We start from the raw sequence: 15,503 nt of genomic DNA on the forward strand, positions 1-15,503 counted from the left end.
GATGGGGCGTCCAAGATCAAAAGCAAAAGCAAAAGCAAAAGCAAAAGCAAGGCGGCCTAAGGGGTCGGCCTGGTGTTTCCGGTTGTACCCCGATCCAATTGTGGGAGCGAGCCTGCTCGCGATGGCGGCGGTACATCCAACACTGATGCAAGCTGAGCCACCGCCTTCGCGGGCAAGCCCGCTCCCACAGTTTTTTGCCTTGTCTGAAAACTGATAAACAGCCACCGTCCTCTCTGTGGGAGCGAGCCTGCTCGCGACCTGGATGGTTTGCGGCGTTATTTTGCCCTAGGCATTCAGCAACTGATTGAGCTAGGCGGTTTGTTGACCAATCGAATGCTGGACGAACTCAATACACATCCTTGAGCGCACCTAAAACGTGGCAAAGCGGCTTGCTCCCGCTGGACCGCACAGTGGACGTCAATAAAAAGAGGGCGGCTGCGCCACCCAGCGGGAGCAAGCTCCCTCGCCACGGGCAGCATGTTTCCATACCGAAGCCGTTGGCTTTGGCTTTGGCTTTGGCTTTGGATCTTGATCTTGATCTTGATCTTGATCTTGATCTTGATCTTAAGCGCCCCATCAACCACAAGGGCCGAACGCAGGCATTGCGCAGTGGGCAACCCGGCATGGATGCCGGGTTAGCCGCGCAGGGCCATGGATGGCCCATCGCGGCGGGCCCACGGAGCAATGCCGGAGTGAGGGAACACCGAGCCTCGGCGAGGTGCCCAGTGGTGGGGCAAGAGCGTTTTGCTTACTTTTGCGCTTCTCAAAAGTAAGCCGCCGTAAGGGCGGAACCCTAAGCCGCCGTAACCGCAGCAATGGATATGCCCCAAATACCCAGACCCAGACCCAGACCAACAAAAAGCCCCACATCTTTGCAGAAGCGGGGCTTTTTGCGGATCAGGCCAGTTGAGGTTGTGCGCTCAACGGCTGAAGCGGTAGCAACGGCGCATGAGGATCGGCCTTCACCGATGCCCTCCATGCCGCCAGCCAATCCGGATGAGCCTCGCTCCAGACCTGCTCATGCAGGCGGGACAAAGCCACGGGATCGCTCAGCAGCGCCAGGCGCTCGGCATTGTTCAATCCGGCAGGGCCAACCTTCAGCGCATGACGGACCCGCTCGACCCGCAGCCATTCGATCGGCTCGGCCTGGCGATGACGGGAGGTCGCCAATGCACAGGCCAGGGCGTTCTGTTGTGGATCGACCACGGCCCGGATAAAGCCGTCGTTCAGCGCGTGCCAACGGTTTTCATGGGTGTACTGGTCAGTCGACACCAATTCCTGGGGCGGCGCATATTCCTCAGGGATCAGGAACAGGCTCTCGTCACGGGACTTCAAGCCCAGGCCAACACGGCTGGAGATCACCGACACCGGAATCGACAGCATCAGCGAACCGACGATCGGCACCAGCCACCACAGGAAGCTCGGGTTCAGCCAGATCACCAGCAGGGCCCAGAAAAAGCCCAGCAGGGTCTGCGGACCGTGGCGCTTGACCGCTTCGCTCCAAGGTGTGGAGTCGTCGTCACGCTTCGGAGAATTCCAGGTCGCGGCCCAGCCCAGGAAGGCGGCGAGCACGAAGCGGGTGTGGAAAATCATCCGCACCGGCGCCAGCAACATGGAGAACAGCATCTCCAGCAGCATCGACAACGTTACCTTGAATTTGCCACCGAACTCCTTCGCACCCTTGGCCCAGATCAGCACGATACTCAGCAACTTGGGCAGGAACAGCAGCACGATGGTCGTCGAGAACAGGGCGATGGCCTTGTCCGGATGCCATTGTGGCCAGAGTGGGTACAGTTGGCGCGGCTCGAGGAAGTACTGCGGCTCCATCAGTGTATTGACCGCCAACAGTGCGGTGGACAGCACCAGGAAGAAGAACCACAGCGGTGCCGACAGGTAGGACATCACGCCGGTCAGGAACACCGCACGGTGCACCGGATGCATGCCTTTGACCAGGAAGAGCCTGAAGTTCATCAGGTTGCCGTGGCACCAACGACGGTCACGCTTGAGTTCGTCCAGCAGGTTCGGCGGCAATTCTTCGTAACTGCCCGGCAGGTCGTAGGCAATCCACACGCCCCAGCCGGCACGGCGCATCAAAGCGGCCTCTACGAAGTCGTGGGACAGGATGGCCCCGGAGAACGCGCCTTTACCCGGCAACGGCGCCAGGGCGCAGTGGTCGATGAACGGCTTCATGCGGATGATCGCGTTGTGCCCCCAGTAGTGGGATTCACCCAACTGCCAGAAGTGCAGGCCGGCGGTGAACAGCGGACCGTATACCCGCGTGGCGAACTGCTGCATGCGCGCATACAGCGTGTCCATGCCCGAGGCCTTCGGCGCGGTCTGGATGATACCGGCGTCCGGCGTCGCCTCCATCAGGCGCACGAGGCTGGTCAGGCATTCGCCGCTCATCACGGAGTCCGCGTCGAGCACCACCATGTACTTGTAGTCGCTGCCCCAGCGGCGGCAGAAGTCGTCGAGGTTGCCACTTTTGCGCTTCACACGACGGCGGCGACGCCGGTAGAAAATCTTGCCGAAGCCACCGGCTTCACGGCAGACGTCCAGCCAGGCCTGCTGCTCGGCGACACAGATATCGGTTTCGTTACTGTCGCTGAGGACGAAGAAGTCGAAGCGATCCAGGTCACCGGTGGCGGCCACCGACTCGAAGGTGGCGCGCAAACCGGCGAACACCCGCGGCACGTCTTCGTTGCAAATCGGCATCACCAGCGCGGTACGGGCGTCCTTGGGAATCGGCTCGTTGCCGGCACTGGCGCCGGAGATACGATATTTGTCGTGACCGGTAAGCAGCTCGAGGAAGCCCATCAGCGCGGTCCAGAAACCGGCTGATACCCAGCAGAACAGAATCCCGAACATGATCAGGATGCTGGTCTGCAATGCATATGGCAGCACCTGGGTGGCGGTCTGCAGCAGCGGTTGGTGCAGGACCTCGTCCAGGTCCACCAGCGACCAGCCCTGGTACGGCATGATGCCTTTCATGTACCAGCCGGCGACGATGGTCTGGCCGAGCATCAGAATCAACAGGATGTAGCGACGGATCGAACCCACGGTACGCCAGCGTGCGTGAGGCAGCACGCGTTCATCCTTGGGTGGCTTCGGCGGGTTGGTACGACCGGTCAGACGGCGCCATCCGCGCACCAGGATATTGGTGCGCCACGGCTCCGGCACGACCTTGGTCCGACGAATGGGCGGGGTCGCCTTCAGGCGCACGCGACCGCTGGAGTCGAGCCCCAGCATCTCGGCGTCTTCAAGCTCCTCGGCGGTGCTGAGGGTCAGGCGACGGCCCACCGAGACTTGCGCCGCCTCGGTGGTTGCGTCGAAGGTCGAGGACGACAGGCGTTCGTGCAACTCGCTGAAGGACTTGCAGCCCGCCAGTTCGGCGCGCTGCTCGTTCGTCATGGGCAAATGGGCCAGGTACTCGCTGAGCGTCTCTGGCTGTACTGGAGTATTACTCATCGGCTGGCAACTGATAGCTCCAGGTCTCGGTCAGGACTTGTTCAGTCGGTTCCGGTTCCTGCTGGGTTGGGGTTGCTTCAACGGCGGCGGACGCTGCCTTGACGGCCTTGGCTTCTTCTTGCGCTTTTTCTTGCGCCGTTTCTTTCTCGGCTTGCTGCTTGGCAACCTTGTCGGCCTTGGCAAGCGTCGTGGTCACGGTGTGCGATGCTGCCGGAGCCTCGACAGGCGTCAACGGACGAACCAGGGCAGCGCGCATTTCGGTGGCCTGCTTGGCGTCCTTGATCTTCAGACGCAACGTCAAACGCCACCCCTTGGTTTCAGGGTTGTAGCGCACGCTGTTCTCGACGATTTCGGCATTGTCGCCAACGCTCACCTGGCTACGCACCTCGGCATTTTCCGGCAGGGCTTGCAGGGACGGACCTTCGAAATCCACCAGGTAGGCGACGCTGCCGTCGGGCTGGCGGATCAGGTTGGACTGCTTCACGTCACCGGTGGAACGCAGGGTCTGCTTGACCCAGGCACTGTCCGGCGAGTGCAGGCTGGCTTCGTCGAGGGTCCAGTGCAGGCGGTAGCTGAAGTCCAGGGGCTGGCCTGGCTCAGGCAGTTTCTCCGGGCTCCAGAACGCAACGATATTATCGTTGGTTTCGTCGGCGGTCGGAATTTCCACCAGGTCGACGGTGCCCTTGCCCCAATCGCCTTTAGGTTCGATCCAGGCACTTGGACGCTTGTCGTAGCGGTCGTCCAGGTCTTCATAGTGGCTGAAGTCGCGACCGCGCTGCAGCAGGCCGAAGCCCCGTGGGTTCTCAACCGAGAAGTTGCTCACGGCCAGGTGTTTCGGGTTGTTCAGCGGACGCCAGATCCACTCGCCGTTACCGGCGTGGATCGACAGCCCGCTGGAGTCGTGCAGCTCGCGACGGTAGTTGAGCACCTTGGACGGCTGGTTGGCGCCGAACAGGTACATGCTGGTCAGCGGGGCCACACCCAGCTTGGTGACGCGATCACGCAGGAACATGCGCGACTTCACATCGACCACGGTATCGGTGCCCGGACGCAGGGTCAGGCGATAGGCGCCGGTGGCCCGCGGCGAGTCCAGCAGGGCGAAGATCACTAGGTGCTTGTCGGTTGGCTTCGGGCGCTGGATCCAGAACTCGCGAAAGCGCGGGAATTCCTCGCCCGACGGCAGCGCGGTGTCGATGGCCATGCCACGGGCCGACAAGCCATAGACCTGGCCCTTGCCGATGACGCGGAAATAACTCGCGCCAAGCATGGTCATGATTTCGTCTTGCTTGTCAGCCTTGTTGATCGGGTACAGCACGCGAAAACCCGCATAGCCCAGTTGCTCGGTGGCCTTGGGATCGAATTTCACATCGGCGAAATCGAAGCGCGACGGGTCGTACTTGATTTCTTCGACGTTGGTCGCGGTGATTTCGTTGATCTTCACCGGGGTGTCGAAATGCATGCCCTGGTGATAGAAGGACAGCCTGAACGGGGTCTTCTGGTCGGCCCATTCGGCTTTTTCGGTGCGGAAACGGATTTTTTGATAGTCAGCGAATTTCATTTCGCGGAATTCGTTCGGCAGATTGCTGCGCGGGGCTTCGTACTTTTGCCCAGCCAGTTCTTGCGCCTTCGCCGATACATCATCCAGGCTGAATGCCCACAGTTGACCCGCACCGAACAGGCTCAGCAGGGCCGAGCCCGCTATCAGAGCGTTTCTAAACCGTTTGGCAGACATTTTTGGTGCATTACAGGGACTAACAATCACGAGCAACCCTCGCCGAAAACAGATCAAAAAACCAACGGCCAGATAAAGTATCTACTCGGTATCGGCCTTGAAAAACCGACCCTGCGGAACACTCTTGCCAAGTTGGCGAGCATTGTTCCGACTCCGATGGGACAAAATGATTCCCCAAACGGTTCAGGACAAGTCTCTACCTAAAGTCAAATGGACCAGCGACCGCTGATCCCCCGTAGCGCGCGATTATCTAGCAGGCCGCGTGACAACGCATCAGGGGCAACAAAGTATTTCTCGAGAAAACTCCGTGTTTTGCCACGAAACCGGCTCGAAAAGATGTTTCAAACACTTTCAGACTTGCAAAAGGAAGGTGACCGGGCCGTCGTTGACCAGATGCACCTGCATGTCGGCGCCGAATCTACCTGATGCCACTGTGCCATGCACCTGTTTTGCCTGGGCGAGCAGATAGTTGAACAACTCTTCTCCCAAAGCCGGTGGCGCCGCCGTCGAGAAACTCGGGCGCAAGCCGCTTTTGGTGTCCGCCGCCAGGGTGAACTGCGACACCAGCAGCAAACCGCCAGCGACGTCGGCCAGGGACAGGTTCATCTTGCCGTCGGCGTCGCTGAATACCCGATAGTTAAGCAGCTTATGCAACAGTTTGTCGGCGTTGGCCCGGGTGTCCTCGGGTTCGATCGCCACCAGCACCAGCAGGCCCTGGTCCACTGATCCCACGACCTCCCCCGCGACCTCGACCCGGGCGCCGCGCACCCGCTGCAGCAGGCCTTTCATGCTTCTTCGGGTGGCAAATCGAGCAGGCGCCGGGCCATCTGCGCCGCCGCACGCACCAGCGCATCGGTAATACCCGGCTCGGACGCGGCGTGGCCGGCGTCGCGAATGACCTGCAGTTCGCTGTTGGGCCAGTTCTGATGCAGTTCCCAGGCGTTGTCCAGCGGGCAGATGACGTCATAGCGACCATGGATGATGATGCCGGGCAGATGCGCGATCTTGCCCATGTCGCGGATCAGTTGGTTGGGTTCCAGGAAAGCGTTGTTGGTGAAATAGTGGCATTCGATCCGAGCAATCGACAGCGCACGCTGTGGCTCGGAGAAACGATCGACCACCAGCGGATTGGGGCGCAGGGTCGCGGTGCGGCCCTCCCAGGTGGACCAGGCCTTGGCCGCATGCATCTGGGCGATCTGGTCGTTGCCGGTCAGGCGCTTGTGGAAAGCACTGAGCAGGTTATCGCGTTCATCCAGAGGGATCGGCGCGATGTAGTCCTGCCAGTAGTCGGGAAACAGGCGACTGGCGCCGGCCTGATAGAACCACTCGATTTCCTGCGGCCGGCAGAGAAAGATCCCACGCAGGATCAGGCCATGTACCCGCTCCGGATGGGTCTGGGCGTACGCCAGGGCCAGGGTCGACCCCCAGGAGCCGCCGAACAGCACCCACTTCTCGATGCCCAGGTGCTTGCGGATACGTTCCAGATCCTCGACCAGGTCCCAGGTAGTGTTGTTTTCCAGGCTGGCATGGGGCGTGGAGCGACCGCAGCCGCGTTGGTCGAAGGTGACGATACGGTAGAGGTTGGGGTCAAAATAGCAGCGACTCTGCGCATCGCATCCGGCACCCGGACCACCGTGAATGAACACCACCGGCAGGCCTTCCGGGGAACCGCTTTCATCAACATAGAGCGTGTGGGTGTCATCGACAGCCAGATCGTGCCGGGCGTGTGGTTTGATCTGCGGGTACAAAGTCTGCATTGCGCGCTCCGTAAGGGTCGAGTCATCCCTGTGGGGACTTCTATTTAGTCTGCCGTCCGGCATCATAAACCCGAATCACCTTAATGAGCATGTCCCCTGCGCAGTCAAAGCGTGTCAGCCATAGCCAAGGTGGCTGATGCAGGTATCGTGGCGAGGGAGCTCGCTCTGGGGTCGGTTCGACGCATCGGACGCAGCCGCCCCACACAGCGTGAGAGCGCTGCGCACTCTAGCGGGAGCAAGCTCCCTCGCCACGGGTTACTTGCCGTAGGTTCGCCGTCCCCAAGCCAACAGCCCCTCAAGCAGCTCCCGAATGACAACCTGGGTCGGCTCCGCCAGGTCGGCGCGGTAGTTGAACGGTTCGAACTCTTCCATGTAGGTGCTCTGGCACAGCTCCAGTTGCACCGCGTGGATGTCTTCGGCCGGGTTGCCGTAGTGGCGCGTGATGTGCCCGCCCTTGAACCGCCCGTTGAGCACATGGGTGTATGCACCGTGGCGGGCGCAGATGGCTTCGAGCTGGCTGGCCAGGGTCGGGTCGCAGGCGGCGCCGTTGAAGGTGCCGAGATTGAAGTCCGGCAGCTTGCCTTCGAACAGGTGCGGGATCACCGAGCGGATCGAGTGGGCATCGAACAGCAAGGCATAGCCGAACTCAGCCTTGAGTCGTGCCAGCTCGTGTTGCAGAGCCTGGTGGTACGGCATCCAGATCTGCTGCAAATAAGTCGCACGCTCCTCGGCGGACGGCTCCAGCCCTTCGCGAAACAACGGCACGCCATCGAACAGTGTCGCTGGGTACAGACCCGTGGTGGCACCGACGTACATCGGTTTGTCGTCCGACGGGCGGTTCAGGTCGACGACGAACCGCGAGTACTCGGCGCACAACGTACTGGCGCCCAGCTCGGCGGCGAAGTCATAGAGCCGCGGGATGTGCCAGTCGGTGTCCGGCAGGCTTTGCGCCTCGGGGATCAGCCCGGCCTGCACCGCCGGGGTCAGGCGCAGGCCCGCGTGGGGCATGCTGATCAGCAGCGGCACGCGCCCTTGCTTGAAATTCAGGACCTTCTCCACAACCGTTCTCCTCAATCGATTTCCACGCCGTGACGCACGACGCGTTTTTCCAGTTCGCCGCCGAGCCAGTACGCCAGGTCGGCGGGGCGGTCGATGTGCCAGGCGACGAAATCTGCCACCTTGCCGGCTTCCAGCGAGCCGTGGGTCTGGGCCATGCCCAGCGCCTGGGCCGCATGAATGGTCGCGCCGGCCAAGGCTTCTTCCGGTGTCAGGCGCAGGCAGGTGCAGGCCATGTTCAACATCAAGCGCAGCGACAGCGCCGGCGAGGTGCCAGGGTTGAGATCGCTGGCTACCGCGATTTTCACGCCGTGCTTGCGCAAAGCGTCCATCGGCGGCAGTTGGGTTTCGCGCAGGAAATAAAACGCCCCCGGCAGCAACACCGCCACCGTGCCGGACTGCGCCATGGCCTTGGCATCGTCCTCGGTCATGAACTCCAGGTGATCCGCTGACAGCGCCTGGTAGCGAGCCGCCAGGCTCGATCCATGCAGTGACGACAGCTGTTCGGCATGCAGCTTGACCGGTAGCTCCAACCGTTGCGCGGTGACAAATACCCGCTCGACCTGGGCCGGGGAAAATGCCAGGTACTCACAAAAGGCATCCACCGCATCCACCAGCCCTTCGGCCGCCAGGGCCGGGAGCATCTCGGTGCAAATGTGTTCGATGTAATCGTCGGCGCGTTCGGCGTATTCCGGCGGCAACGCATGAGCCGCCAGGCAGGTGCTGCGTACGCTGACCGGCAATTCGGCGCCGAGGCGGCGGATGACCCGCAGCATCTTGCGCTCGTTCGCCAGGTCGAGGCCGTAGCCGGATTTGATTTCCACCGTGGTCACGCCGTCGCGCATCAGGCTTTTCAGGCGTCTGGCGGCGCTGGCGAACAGCTCGTCTTCGCTGGCGGCGCGGGTGGCACGCACGGTGCTGGCGATGCCGCCGCCAGCCGCGGCGATCTCGGCGTAGCTGACGCCTTGCAGGCGCTGCTCGAACTCACCGCTGCGGTTGCCGCCGAACACCGTGTGGGTGTGGCAGTCGATCAGCCCGGGTGTGACCCAGGCGCCCTGGAGGTCGTGAACCGTCGGGTAGTCGCCGGTGGGCAACTGGGCACGCGGGCCGATCCAGTGGATGTGCTCGCCCTGGGTAACGATGGCGGCGTCTTCGATGATCGAGTAGACGCCCTGGGCCATGGTGGCGGCGTGGCAGTTTTGCCAGAGGGTTTTCATCCCGGGTTTCCTCGTCTCATTTCAAATCGAATCGCGAGCAGGCTCGCTCCCACAGAGGTTTTGAGTACACCAGAAACCCTTGTGGGAGCGAGCCTGCTCGCGATGGGGCCCTTACAGGCTCGGCAACACCTGCGCCGTGACCAGTTCGTTCAGGCAGCGACTGGCCAACAACTCACTGGCAGCATTGATGTCCGGCGCAAAGAAGCGGTCTTTCTCATAGAACGGCACTGCCTTGCGCAACAGGCCACGGGCCTGCTCCAGCTTCGGCGAGGTCTTCAAGCCCCCGCGCAGGTCCAGGCCCTGGCACGCCGCCAGCCATTCCACCGCCAGAATCCCACGGGTGTTCTCGGCCATTTCCCACAGGCGCTTGCCGGCGGCCGGGGCCATGGAGACGTGGTCTTCCTGGTTGGCCGAGGTCGGCAGGCTGTCCACCGAATGCGGATGGGACAGCGCCTTGTTCTCGCTCGCCAGAGCAGCCGCGGTGACCTGGGCGATCATGAAGCCGGAGTTCACCCCGCCATTGCCCACCAGGAACGGCGGCAGTTGCGACATGTGCTTGTCCATCATCAACGAGATACGGCGCTCGCTCAGGGAACCGATTTCGGCAATCGCCAGGGCCATGTTATCGGCGGCCATTGCCACCGGTTCGGCGTGGAAGTTGCCACCGGAAATCACATCGCCTTCGGCGGCGAACACCAACGGGTTGTCCGACACCGCGTTGGCCTCGATCACCAGCACTTCGGCGGCCTGGCGGAACTGGGTCAGGCAGGCGCCCATCACTTGCGGCTGGCAGCGCAGGGAGTACGGGTCCTGGACCTTGTCGCAGTTCTGGTGCGAGTCGGACACTTCGCTGCGCTCGCCCAGCAGGTCGCGATACGCCGCGGCGGCGTCGATCTGGCCTTTCTGGCCGCGGGCAGCATGGATACGCGCATCGAATGGCGAACGGGAACCGAGCACGGCTTCCACCGTCAGGCTGCCCAGGGCCAGGGCGCCGGCGAACAGGTCCTCGCCTTCGAACAGGCCACGCAGGGCAAACGCGGTGGAGACCTGGGTGCCGTTGAGCAGCGCCAGGCCTTCTTTGGCGGCCAGGGTCAGCGGCGCAACGCCGGCGACTTTCAGCGCCTCGACAGCCGGCAGCCATTCGCCTTTGTAGCGAGCCTTGCCTTCGCCCAGCAGGACCAGGGACATGTGGGCCAGCGGCGCGAGGTCGCCGGACGCGCCGACCGAGCCCTTGAGCGGAATGTGCGGATAGACCTGGGCATTGACCAACGCGATCAGCGCGTCGATCACCTGCCGGCGAATGCCGGAAAAACCACGGCTCAGGCTGTTGATCTTGAGCACCATGATCAGCCGCACCAGGGCGTCGCTGATCGGCTCGCCTACACCGGCGGCGTGGGACAGCACCAGGGAACGCTGCAGGTTCTCCAGGTCCTCGCTGGCGATGCGGGTGGAGGCCAACAGCCCGAAACCGGTGTTGATACCGTAGGCGGTACGGTTTTCTGCGAGGATCTGCTCCACGCACGCCACACTGGCCTCGATCTGCGCCGAAGCGCTGGCGTCAAGGCTCAGGGTCACCGGTTGCTGATAGATCTCACGCAACTGAGCCAGGCTCAGTTGGCCGGGGATCAGGTTCAAAGCTGCCATTTCATGCTCCTTTTGAGAGTTTTTGTTTACCCGCCAGTCGCTCCGGAATGTTCCGTTATCCGTCATCCTCGCTTCATGGGCGATGGATGCCTTGGCACGCCGGCGGTTTTTTGATCAATTCAGATTCGGTAATGCGTTGTGCAGCACGGATGGGGATTTGAGCAGGGCCGCGACACTGGCGATGTCCGGCGCCAGCCAGCGGTCCTGATCGTAGGCCGGGACCTGCTCGCGCAGCAGCTTCCAGGCCACGTCGGTTCCTGCGCCGAAACGTTGGGTCTTGAGAAACTCAAAGGCTTGCGCCGCGAGCAGGTACTCGATGGCAAGGATCTGGGTGCAGTTTTCCAGCGCCCGGTGCAGCTTCAGGGCAGCGTTGGTGCCCATGCTCAGGTGATCTTCCTGCAAACCCGAAGTGACGAAATTATCGAGCACCGCCGGTTGCGCCAGTTGCCGGTTTTCCGCGCACAGCGAAGCGGCGACGTATTGCACGATCATCATCCCCGAGTTCACGCCGGGGTTGGCCACCAGGAACGCCGGCAGCCCACTGACGTGGGGGTTGATCAGGCGGTCGAGGCGGCGCTCTGCGATGGAGCCGATTTCGGCCACGGCAATCGCCAGCAGATCGGCAGCCAGCGCCACCGACTGGCCGTGGGGATTGGCCTGGGACATCACCCTGAAATTCTCCGGCGTGCCCAGCAACAGCGGGTTGTCGGTGGCGGCGTTGAGCTCGGTTTCGATCTGTTGCCGCGCATGGGCCAACTGATCGCGAGCGGCGCCGTGCACCTGAGGAATCGAGCGGATGCTCAAGGCATCCTGGGTGCGGATGCCCAGGCTCGAAGCGATGACTTCGCTGCCGTCGAGCAAGGCCCGCAGGTTGCTCCCGACCTGTTGCATGCCGGGGTGCGGCTTGAGGGCGATGATCTCGGCATCGAACGCGGCGATCTGGCCGCGCTGGGCTTCGAAGCTCATGGCAGCGATCACATCGGCCCATTGCACCAGCCGCGTCGCATCGGCCAGGGCCAGGCAGCTCAAGCCGGTCATGCACGGCGTGCCGTTGACCAGGCACAACCCGTCCTTGGCCCCCAGTTGCACCGGTTGCAGGCCTTCAGCGGCCAGGGCCTGTTGCGCCGCGACGATTTGCCCGCGATAGCTGACCTGGCCGACGCCCAGCAGCGCAATGCTGATGTGGGCCATGTGGGTCAGGTAACCCACCGAGCCCTGGGACGGCACCTGCGGGGTGATGCCGCGATTGAGCAGCGCCAGCAGCGCTTCGACCACCCGCCGATGAATACCGGACTTGCCCTGGCTGTAGTTGAGAATCGCAGCGCAGAGAATCGCCCGGGTCTGTTCATCGGACAATGGCGCACCTACCCCGCAGGCGTGGCTGAGCAAGGTGTTGCGCGACAGCTGGCTGAGTTGTTCGTCCTTGAGGGAGACATTGCACAAGGCTCCCAGGCCGGTGTTGACGCCATAGGCGCGCTCGCCGCTTTCGACGATGCGCTGCACGATGGCCTGGGCATTGTCGATCCGCGCCCAGGCCTGGGCCGATAGTTCGAGTTCAGCCCCGAAGCGCGCGACGGCGACCACGTCCTGCCAGCGCAGCGGGGTGTCGGCGATGATGATTTTTTCAGCCTGGGACATCTTTAACCTCATCTGTGCAACTTGAATATTGATGCAACTTTGCCGACGCCTTCGCGAGCAAGCTCGCTCCCACAGAATACGCATTCCAGAGTGGGGCGCTGTTGTGGCGAGGGAGCTTGCTCCCGCTTGAGTGCGCAGCATTCACAAGATTTTGGGGGCGGCTGCGCCACCCAGCGGGAGCAAGCTCCCTCGCCACAACAGCGCACCAGCAACTATCGCGCATGGGCCTAAACCACCGCCGCCCGCCGCTGCACGAACCGATCGACATACTCATCGGCCGGCGAATGCAGGATCTCCCGGGGCGTGCCGACCTGGATCAATCTGCCGTCCTTGAGAATCGCGATGCGGTTGCCGATGCGCACGGCCTCGTCGAGGTCGTGGGTGATGAACACGATGGTCTTGTGCAGGGTCTTTTGCAGCTCCAGCAACTGGTCTTGCATCTCGGCGCGGATCAGCGGGTCGAGGGCGCTGAAGGCTTCGTCCATCAGGATGATGTCGGTGTCCGCCGCCAAGGCACGGGCCAGGCCCACGCGCTGGCGCATGCCGCCGGAGAGCTGGTGCGGGTATTTATTCTCGTAGCCTTTCAGGCCCACGGTGTTGATCCAGTGCAGCGCCCGTTCGGCGCACACCTGCTTGCTCTCGCCGCGCACCTTCAAACCGTAGGCGACGTTGTCCAGCACGTTCTTGTGGGGCAGCAGGCCGAAGCTCTGAAACACCATGCTGATCTTGTGCCGGCGAAATTCGCGCAGCGCATCCATGTCCAGTTGGAGGATGTCCTCGCCGTCCACCAGGATCGCCCCGCTGGTGGGGTCGATCAGCCGGTTGAAGTGCCGCACCAGGGTGGATTTGCCGGAACCGGACAGCCCCATGATCACAAAGATCTCGCCAGTGCCGATGCTCAACGACAGGTCGTTCACACCGACCACGCAACCGGTCTCGGCCAGCACCTGGTCCTTGGTCTTGTTGCGGCGGATCAGCTCCAGGGCTTCGGTGGAACGGTTGCCGAAAATCTTGAAGACGTTCTTGACTTCGATCTTGCTGATGGCTGCGTTATTCATTTGCTCACCTCATGCCGAGGACGGCCATAGGCCTGGGTAATGCGGTCGATGACCACGGCGAGAATCACGATAGCCAACCCGGCTTCCAGGCCGCGTCCGACGTTGAGGGTCTGGATACCCACCAGCACGTCTTCGCCCAGGCCACGGGCACCGATCATCGAGGCGATGACCACCATCGACAGGGCCATCATGGTGGTCTGGTTGATCCCGGCCATGATGCTTGGCAGGGCCAGGGGCAGTTGCACGCCGAACAGCTGTTGCCAGCGGTTGGCGCCGAAGGCATTGATGGCTTCCATCACTTCGCCGTCCACCTGGCGGATGCCCAGGTCGGTCAGGCGAATCAAGGGCGGCGCGGCGTAGATCACCGTGGCGAAAATCGCCGGGACCTTGCCCAGGCCGAACAGCATCAACACCGGAATCAGGTACACGAAGCTCGGCATGGTCTGCATGATGTCCAACAGCGGCATCAGCACCGAACGCAGGCGATTGCTGCGCGCCGACAGAATGCCCAGGGGAATGCCGATCAACACCGAGATCAGCGTCGCCACCAGCATCAGGGCGAGGGTCTGCATCAGTTTGTCCCACAGGCCCACCGCGCCTACCAGGAACAGCAGGCCGATGATCACCGCCGTGGCCACGACTTTGCGCGTGGCGTGCCAGGCTATGCCGCCGACGATGGCCAGCATCAGCCACCAGGGCGCCAGGCGCAGCAGGCCTTCGAGGTTGACAATGGCCCAGAGCAGGGTGTCGGAGATGTGCCGGAACACATCGCCATAATTCGTCACCAGGGCGTCGACCCAACCGTTGACCCAGTCGGCGATGGAAAAGGTAAAGCTTTCGGGAAACATAAGAGACTCTCGATCAGGTGGATGCGGTGAACGTCCCGACCAGCCCCAGGGTTGGCCGGGAAAGATTCGACCTACAGAGCCGCGTCGATTTTCTTGGCAGCGTCTGCGCTAACCCAGGCGTGCCAGACTTCAGGATGTTCCTTCAGGAAGATCTTCGCCAGCTTAGGCGACTCGATGCGTTCCTTGGCCATGCGCCCCAGGTTCTGGTTCAGGATATCGATAGGCAGGTTGACCTTCTCCAGCACTGCCACCAGCTCCGGCGCTTCGTCGTGGAACGTCTTGGACAAACCGACCTTGATGCTCACGCTTTTATCCACGCCTGGTTTTTCTTCCAGTTTCACCAGGTCCACCTGACCCATCAGCGGCGTTGGCGACCAGTAGTAAAACAGGATCGGCTCGCCGCGCTTGTAGCTCGACAGCACCGCCGCATCCAGCGCCGGGCCAGTGCCAGGACGGAAGTTGGTGTAGGTTTTTTCCAGGCCGTAGCTTTTCAGCATTTCGCTGTTGTCCAGCTCGCAGGTCCAACCGGCCGGGCAGTTGTAGAAACGCCCCTTGGACGGTTCTTCCGGGTCCTTGAACACGGCGGCGTACTGGCCCAGGTCGGCAATGTTCTTCAAGCCCGGCGCCTTGGCTTCGAGCTTGCGCTTGGCGTCGCCTTCGATCACGTAGCGCGGCACGTACCAGCCTTCGATGGCACCCACCACCGGGGCGCCGACACCGACCACCTTGCCGGCCTTCTCGGCCTTGTTCCAGACCTCACTGCGGCCGACCCACTCTTCGGCGAACACCTGGATGTCGTTGCTGCTCAGGGCGTTTTCCATGGTGATGGAGTTGCCGGGCAGACTGTCGGTCTTGCAGTCGTAGCCTTTTTCCAGCACCACTTGCAGCACGTCAGTCAGCAGCATGCCGCTTTCCCAGTTCAGGCCGGCGAACTTCACCGGTTTGCCAGACTCGCACCAACCGGCCGCCTGCGTGGCGCCGGCACTGGCCAGCAGGCCCATGGAAAGCAATGTGGTCAGCAGGGTCTTGTTCGATTTCATTATGTGACGCTCCTAATCATTTGAGTTGGCTTACGGCAGTCAAGA

11 protein-coding genes and 2 pseudogenes are annotated in these 15,503 nt (G+C 62.3%); 2 read left to right on the plus strand and 11 right to left on the minus strand.

Annotation, left to right across the window (positions count from 1 at the left end):
* Both ACLEJR_RS09995 and ACLEJR_RS10000 read left to right on the plus strand, forming a co-directional pair.
* Positions 1-214 (plus strand): annotated as a pseudogene (locus tag ACLEJR_RS09995) (hypothetical protein); the annotation flags it as partial.
* A gap of 26 nt (positions 215-240) precedes the next feature.
* Positions 241-363: pseudogene (locus ACLEJR_RS10000) on the plus strand (DUF6124 family protein); the annotation flags it as partial.
* Positions 364-897: 534 nt separating this feature from the next.
* On the opposite strand, the gene mdoH reads toward ACLEJR_RS10000, so the two are convergent.
* From mdoH to ACLEJR_RS10055, 11 genes are all read right to left on the minus strand, one after another.
* Positions 898-3,468, minus strand: a complete 2,571-nt coding sequence (mdoH, locus tag ACLEJR_RS10005; protein ID WP_440813616.1) for a glucans biosynthesis glucosyltransferase MdoH — start codon at positions 3,466-3,468, stop codon at positions 898-900.
* A complete protein-coding gene (locus tag ACLEJR_RS10010; protein WP_440799425.1) occupies positions 3,461-5,200 on the minus strand; it encodes a glucan biosynthesis protein G in 1,740 nt (579 codons plus the stop codon). Before ACLEJR_RS10010 ends, mdoH begins: the two co-directional genes overlap by 8 nt.
* A gap of 351 nt (positions 5,201-5,551) precedes the next feature.
* Positions 5,552-5,989 carry a D-aminoacyl-tRNA deacylase gene (gene dtd, locus ACLEJR_RS10015; RefSeq protein WP_440799422.1) on the minus strand — a complete coding sequence of 146 codons (438 nt, stop codon included), beginning with the start codon at positions 5,987-5,989 and terminating at the stop codon, positions 5,552-5,554.
* Positions 5,986-6,957, minus strand: a complete 972-nt coding sequence (pip, locus tag ACLEJR_RS10020) for a prolyl aminopeptidase (protein ID WP_440799419.1) — start codon at positions 6,955-6,957, stop codon at positions 5,986-5,988. Before pip ends, dtd begins: the two co-directional genes overlap by 4 nt.
* 255 nt (positions 6,958-7,212) lie before the next feature.
* Positions 7,213-8,016 (minus strand): N-formylglutamate deformylase, encoded by an 804-nt coding sequence (gene hutG / locus ACLEJR_RS10025; RefSeq protein WP_440813617.1) that lies wholly within the window; start codon positions 8,014-8,016, stop codon positions 7,213-7,215.
* 11 nt (positions 8,017-8,027) lie between these two features.
* Entirely contained in the window at positions 8,028-9,230 is a 1,203-nt protein-coding gene (gene hutI, locus ACLEJR_RS10030; RefSeq protein ID WP_440813619.1) for an imidazolonepropionase, read from the minus strand.
* A gap of 111 nt (positions 9,231-9,341) precedes the next feature.
* Positions 9,342-10,874 carry a histidine ammonia-lyase gene (hutH, locus tag ACLEJR_RS10035; RefSeq protein WP_440813621.1) on the minus strand — a complete coding sequence of 511 codons (1,533 nt, stop codon included), beginning with the start codon at positions 10,872-10,874 and terminating at the stop codon, positions 9,342-9,344.
* A gap of 114 nt (positions 10,875-10,988) precedes the next feature.
* Entirely contained in the window at positions 10,989-12,512 is a 1,524-nt protein-coding gene (gene hutH / locus ACLEJR_RS10040) for a histidine ammonia-lyase (protein WP_440813623.1), read from the minus strand.
* 227 nt (positions 12,513-12,739) lie between these two features.
* Positions 12,740-13,570 carry a quaternary amine ABC transporter ATP-binding protein gene (locus ACLEJR_RS10045; protein ID WP_440799404.1) on the minus strand — a complete coding sequence of 277 codons (831 nt, stop codon included), beginning with the start codon at positions 13,568-13,570 and terminating at the stop codon, positions 12,740-12,742.
* Positions 13,567-14,418 (minus strand): ABC transporter permease, encoded by an 852-nt coding sequence (locus ACLEJR_RS10050; protein ID WP_440799401.1) that lies wholly within the window; start codon positions 14,416-14,418, stop codon positions 13,567-13,569. Before ACLEJR_RS10050 ends, ACLEJR_RS10045 begins: the two co-directional genes overlap by 4 nt.
* Positions 14,419-14,489: 71 nt before the next feature.
* The gene (locus tag ACLEJR_RS10055) at positions 14,490-15,458 is read right to left on the minus strand and encodes an ABC transporter substrate-binding protein (protein WP_440799398.1); all 969 of its coding nucleotides are present in this window, start codon (positions 15,456-15,458) and stop codon (positions 14,490-14,492) included.
* Positions 15,459-15,503: the final 45 nt, after the last annotated feature.

The organism is Pseudomonas sp. SMN5 (assembly GCF_052041925.1).
In the GTDB taxonomy this organism is placed as follows: domain Bacteria; phylum Pseudomonadota; class Gammaproteobacteria; order Pseudomonadales; family Pseudomonadaceae; genus Aquipseudomonas.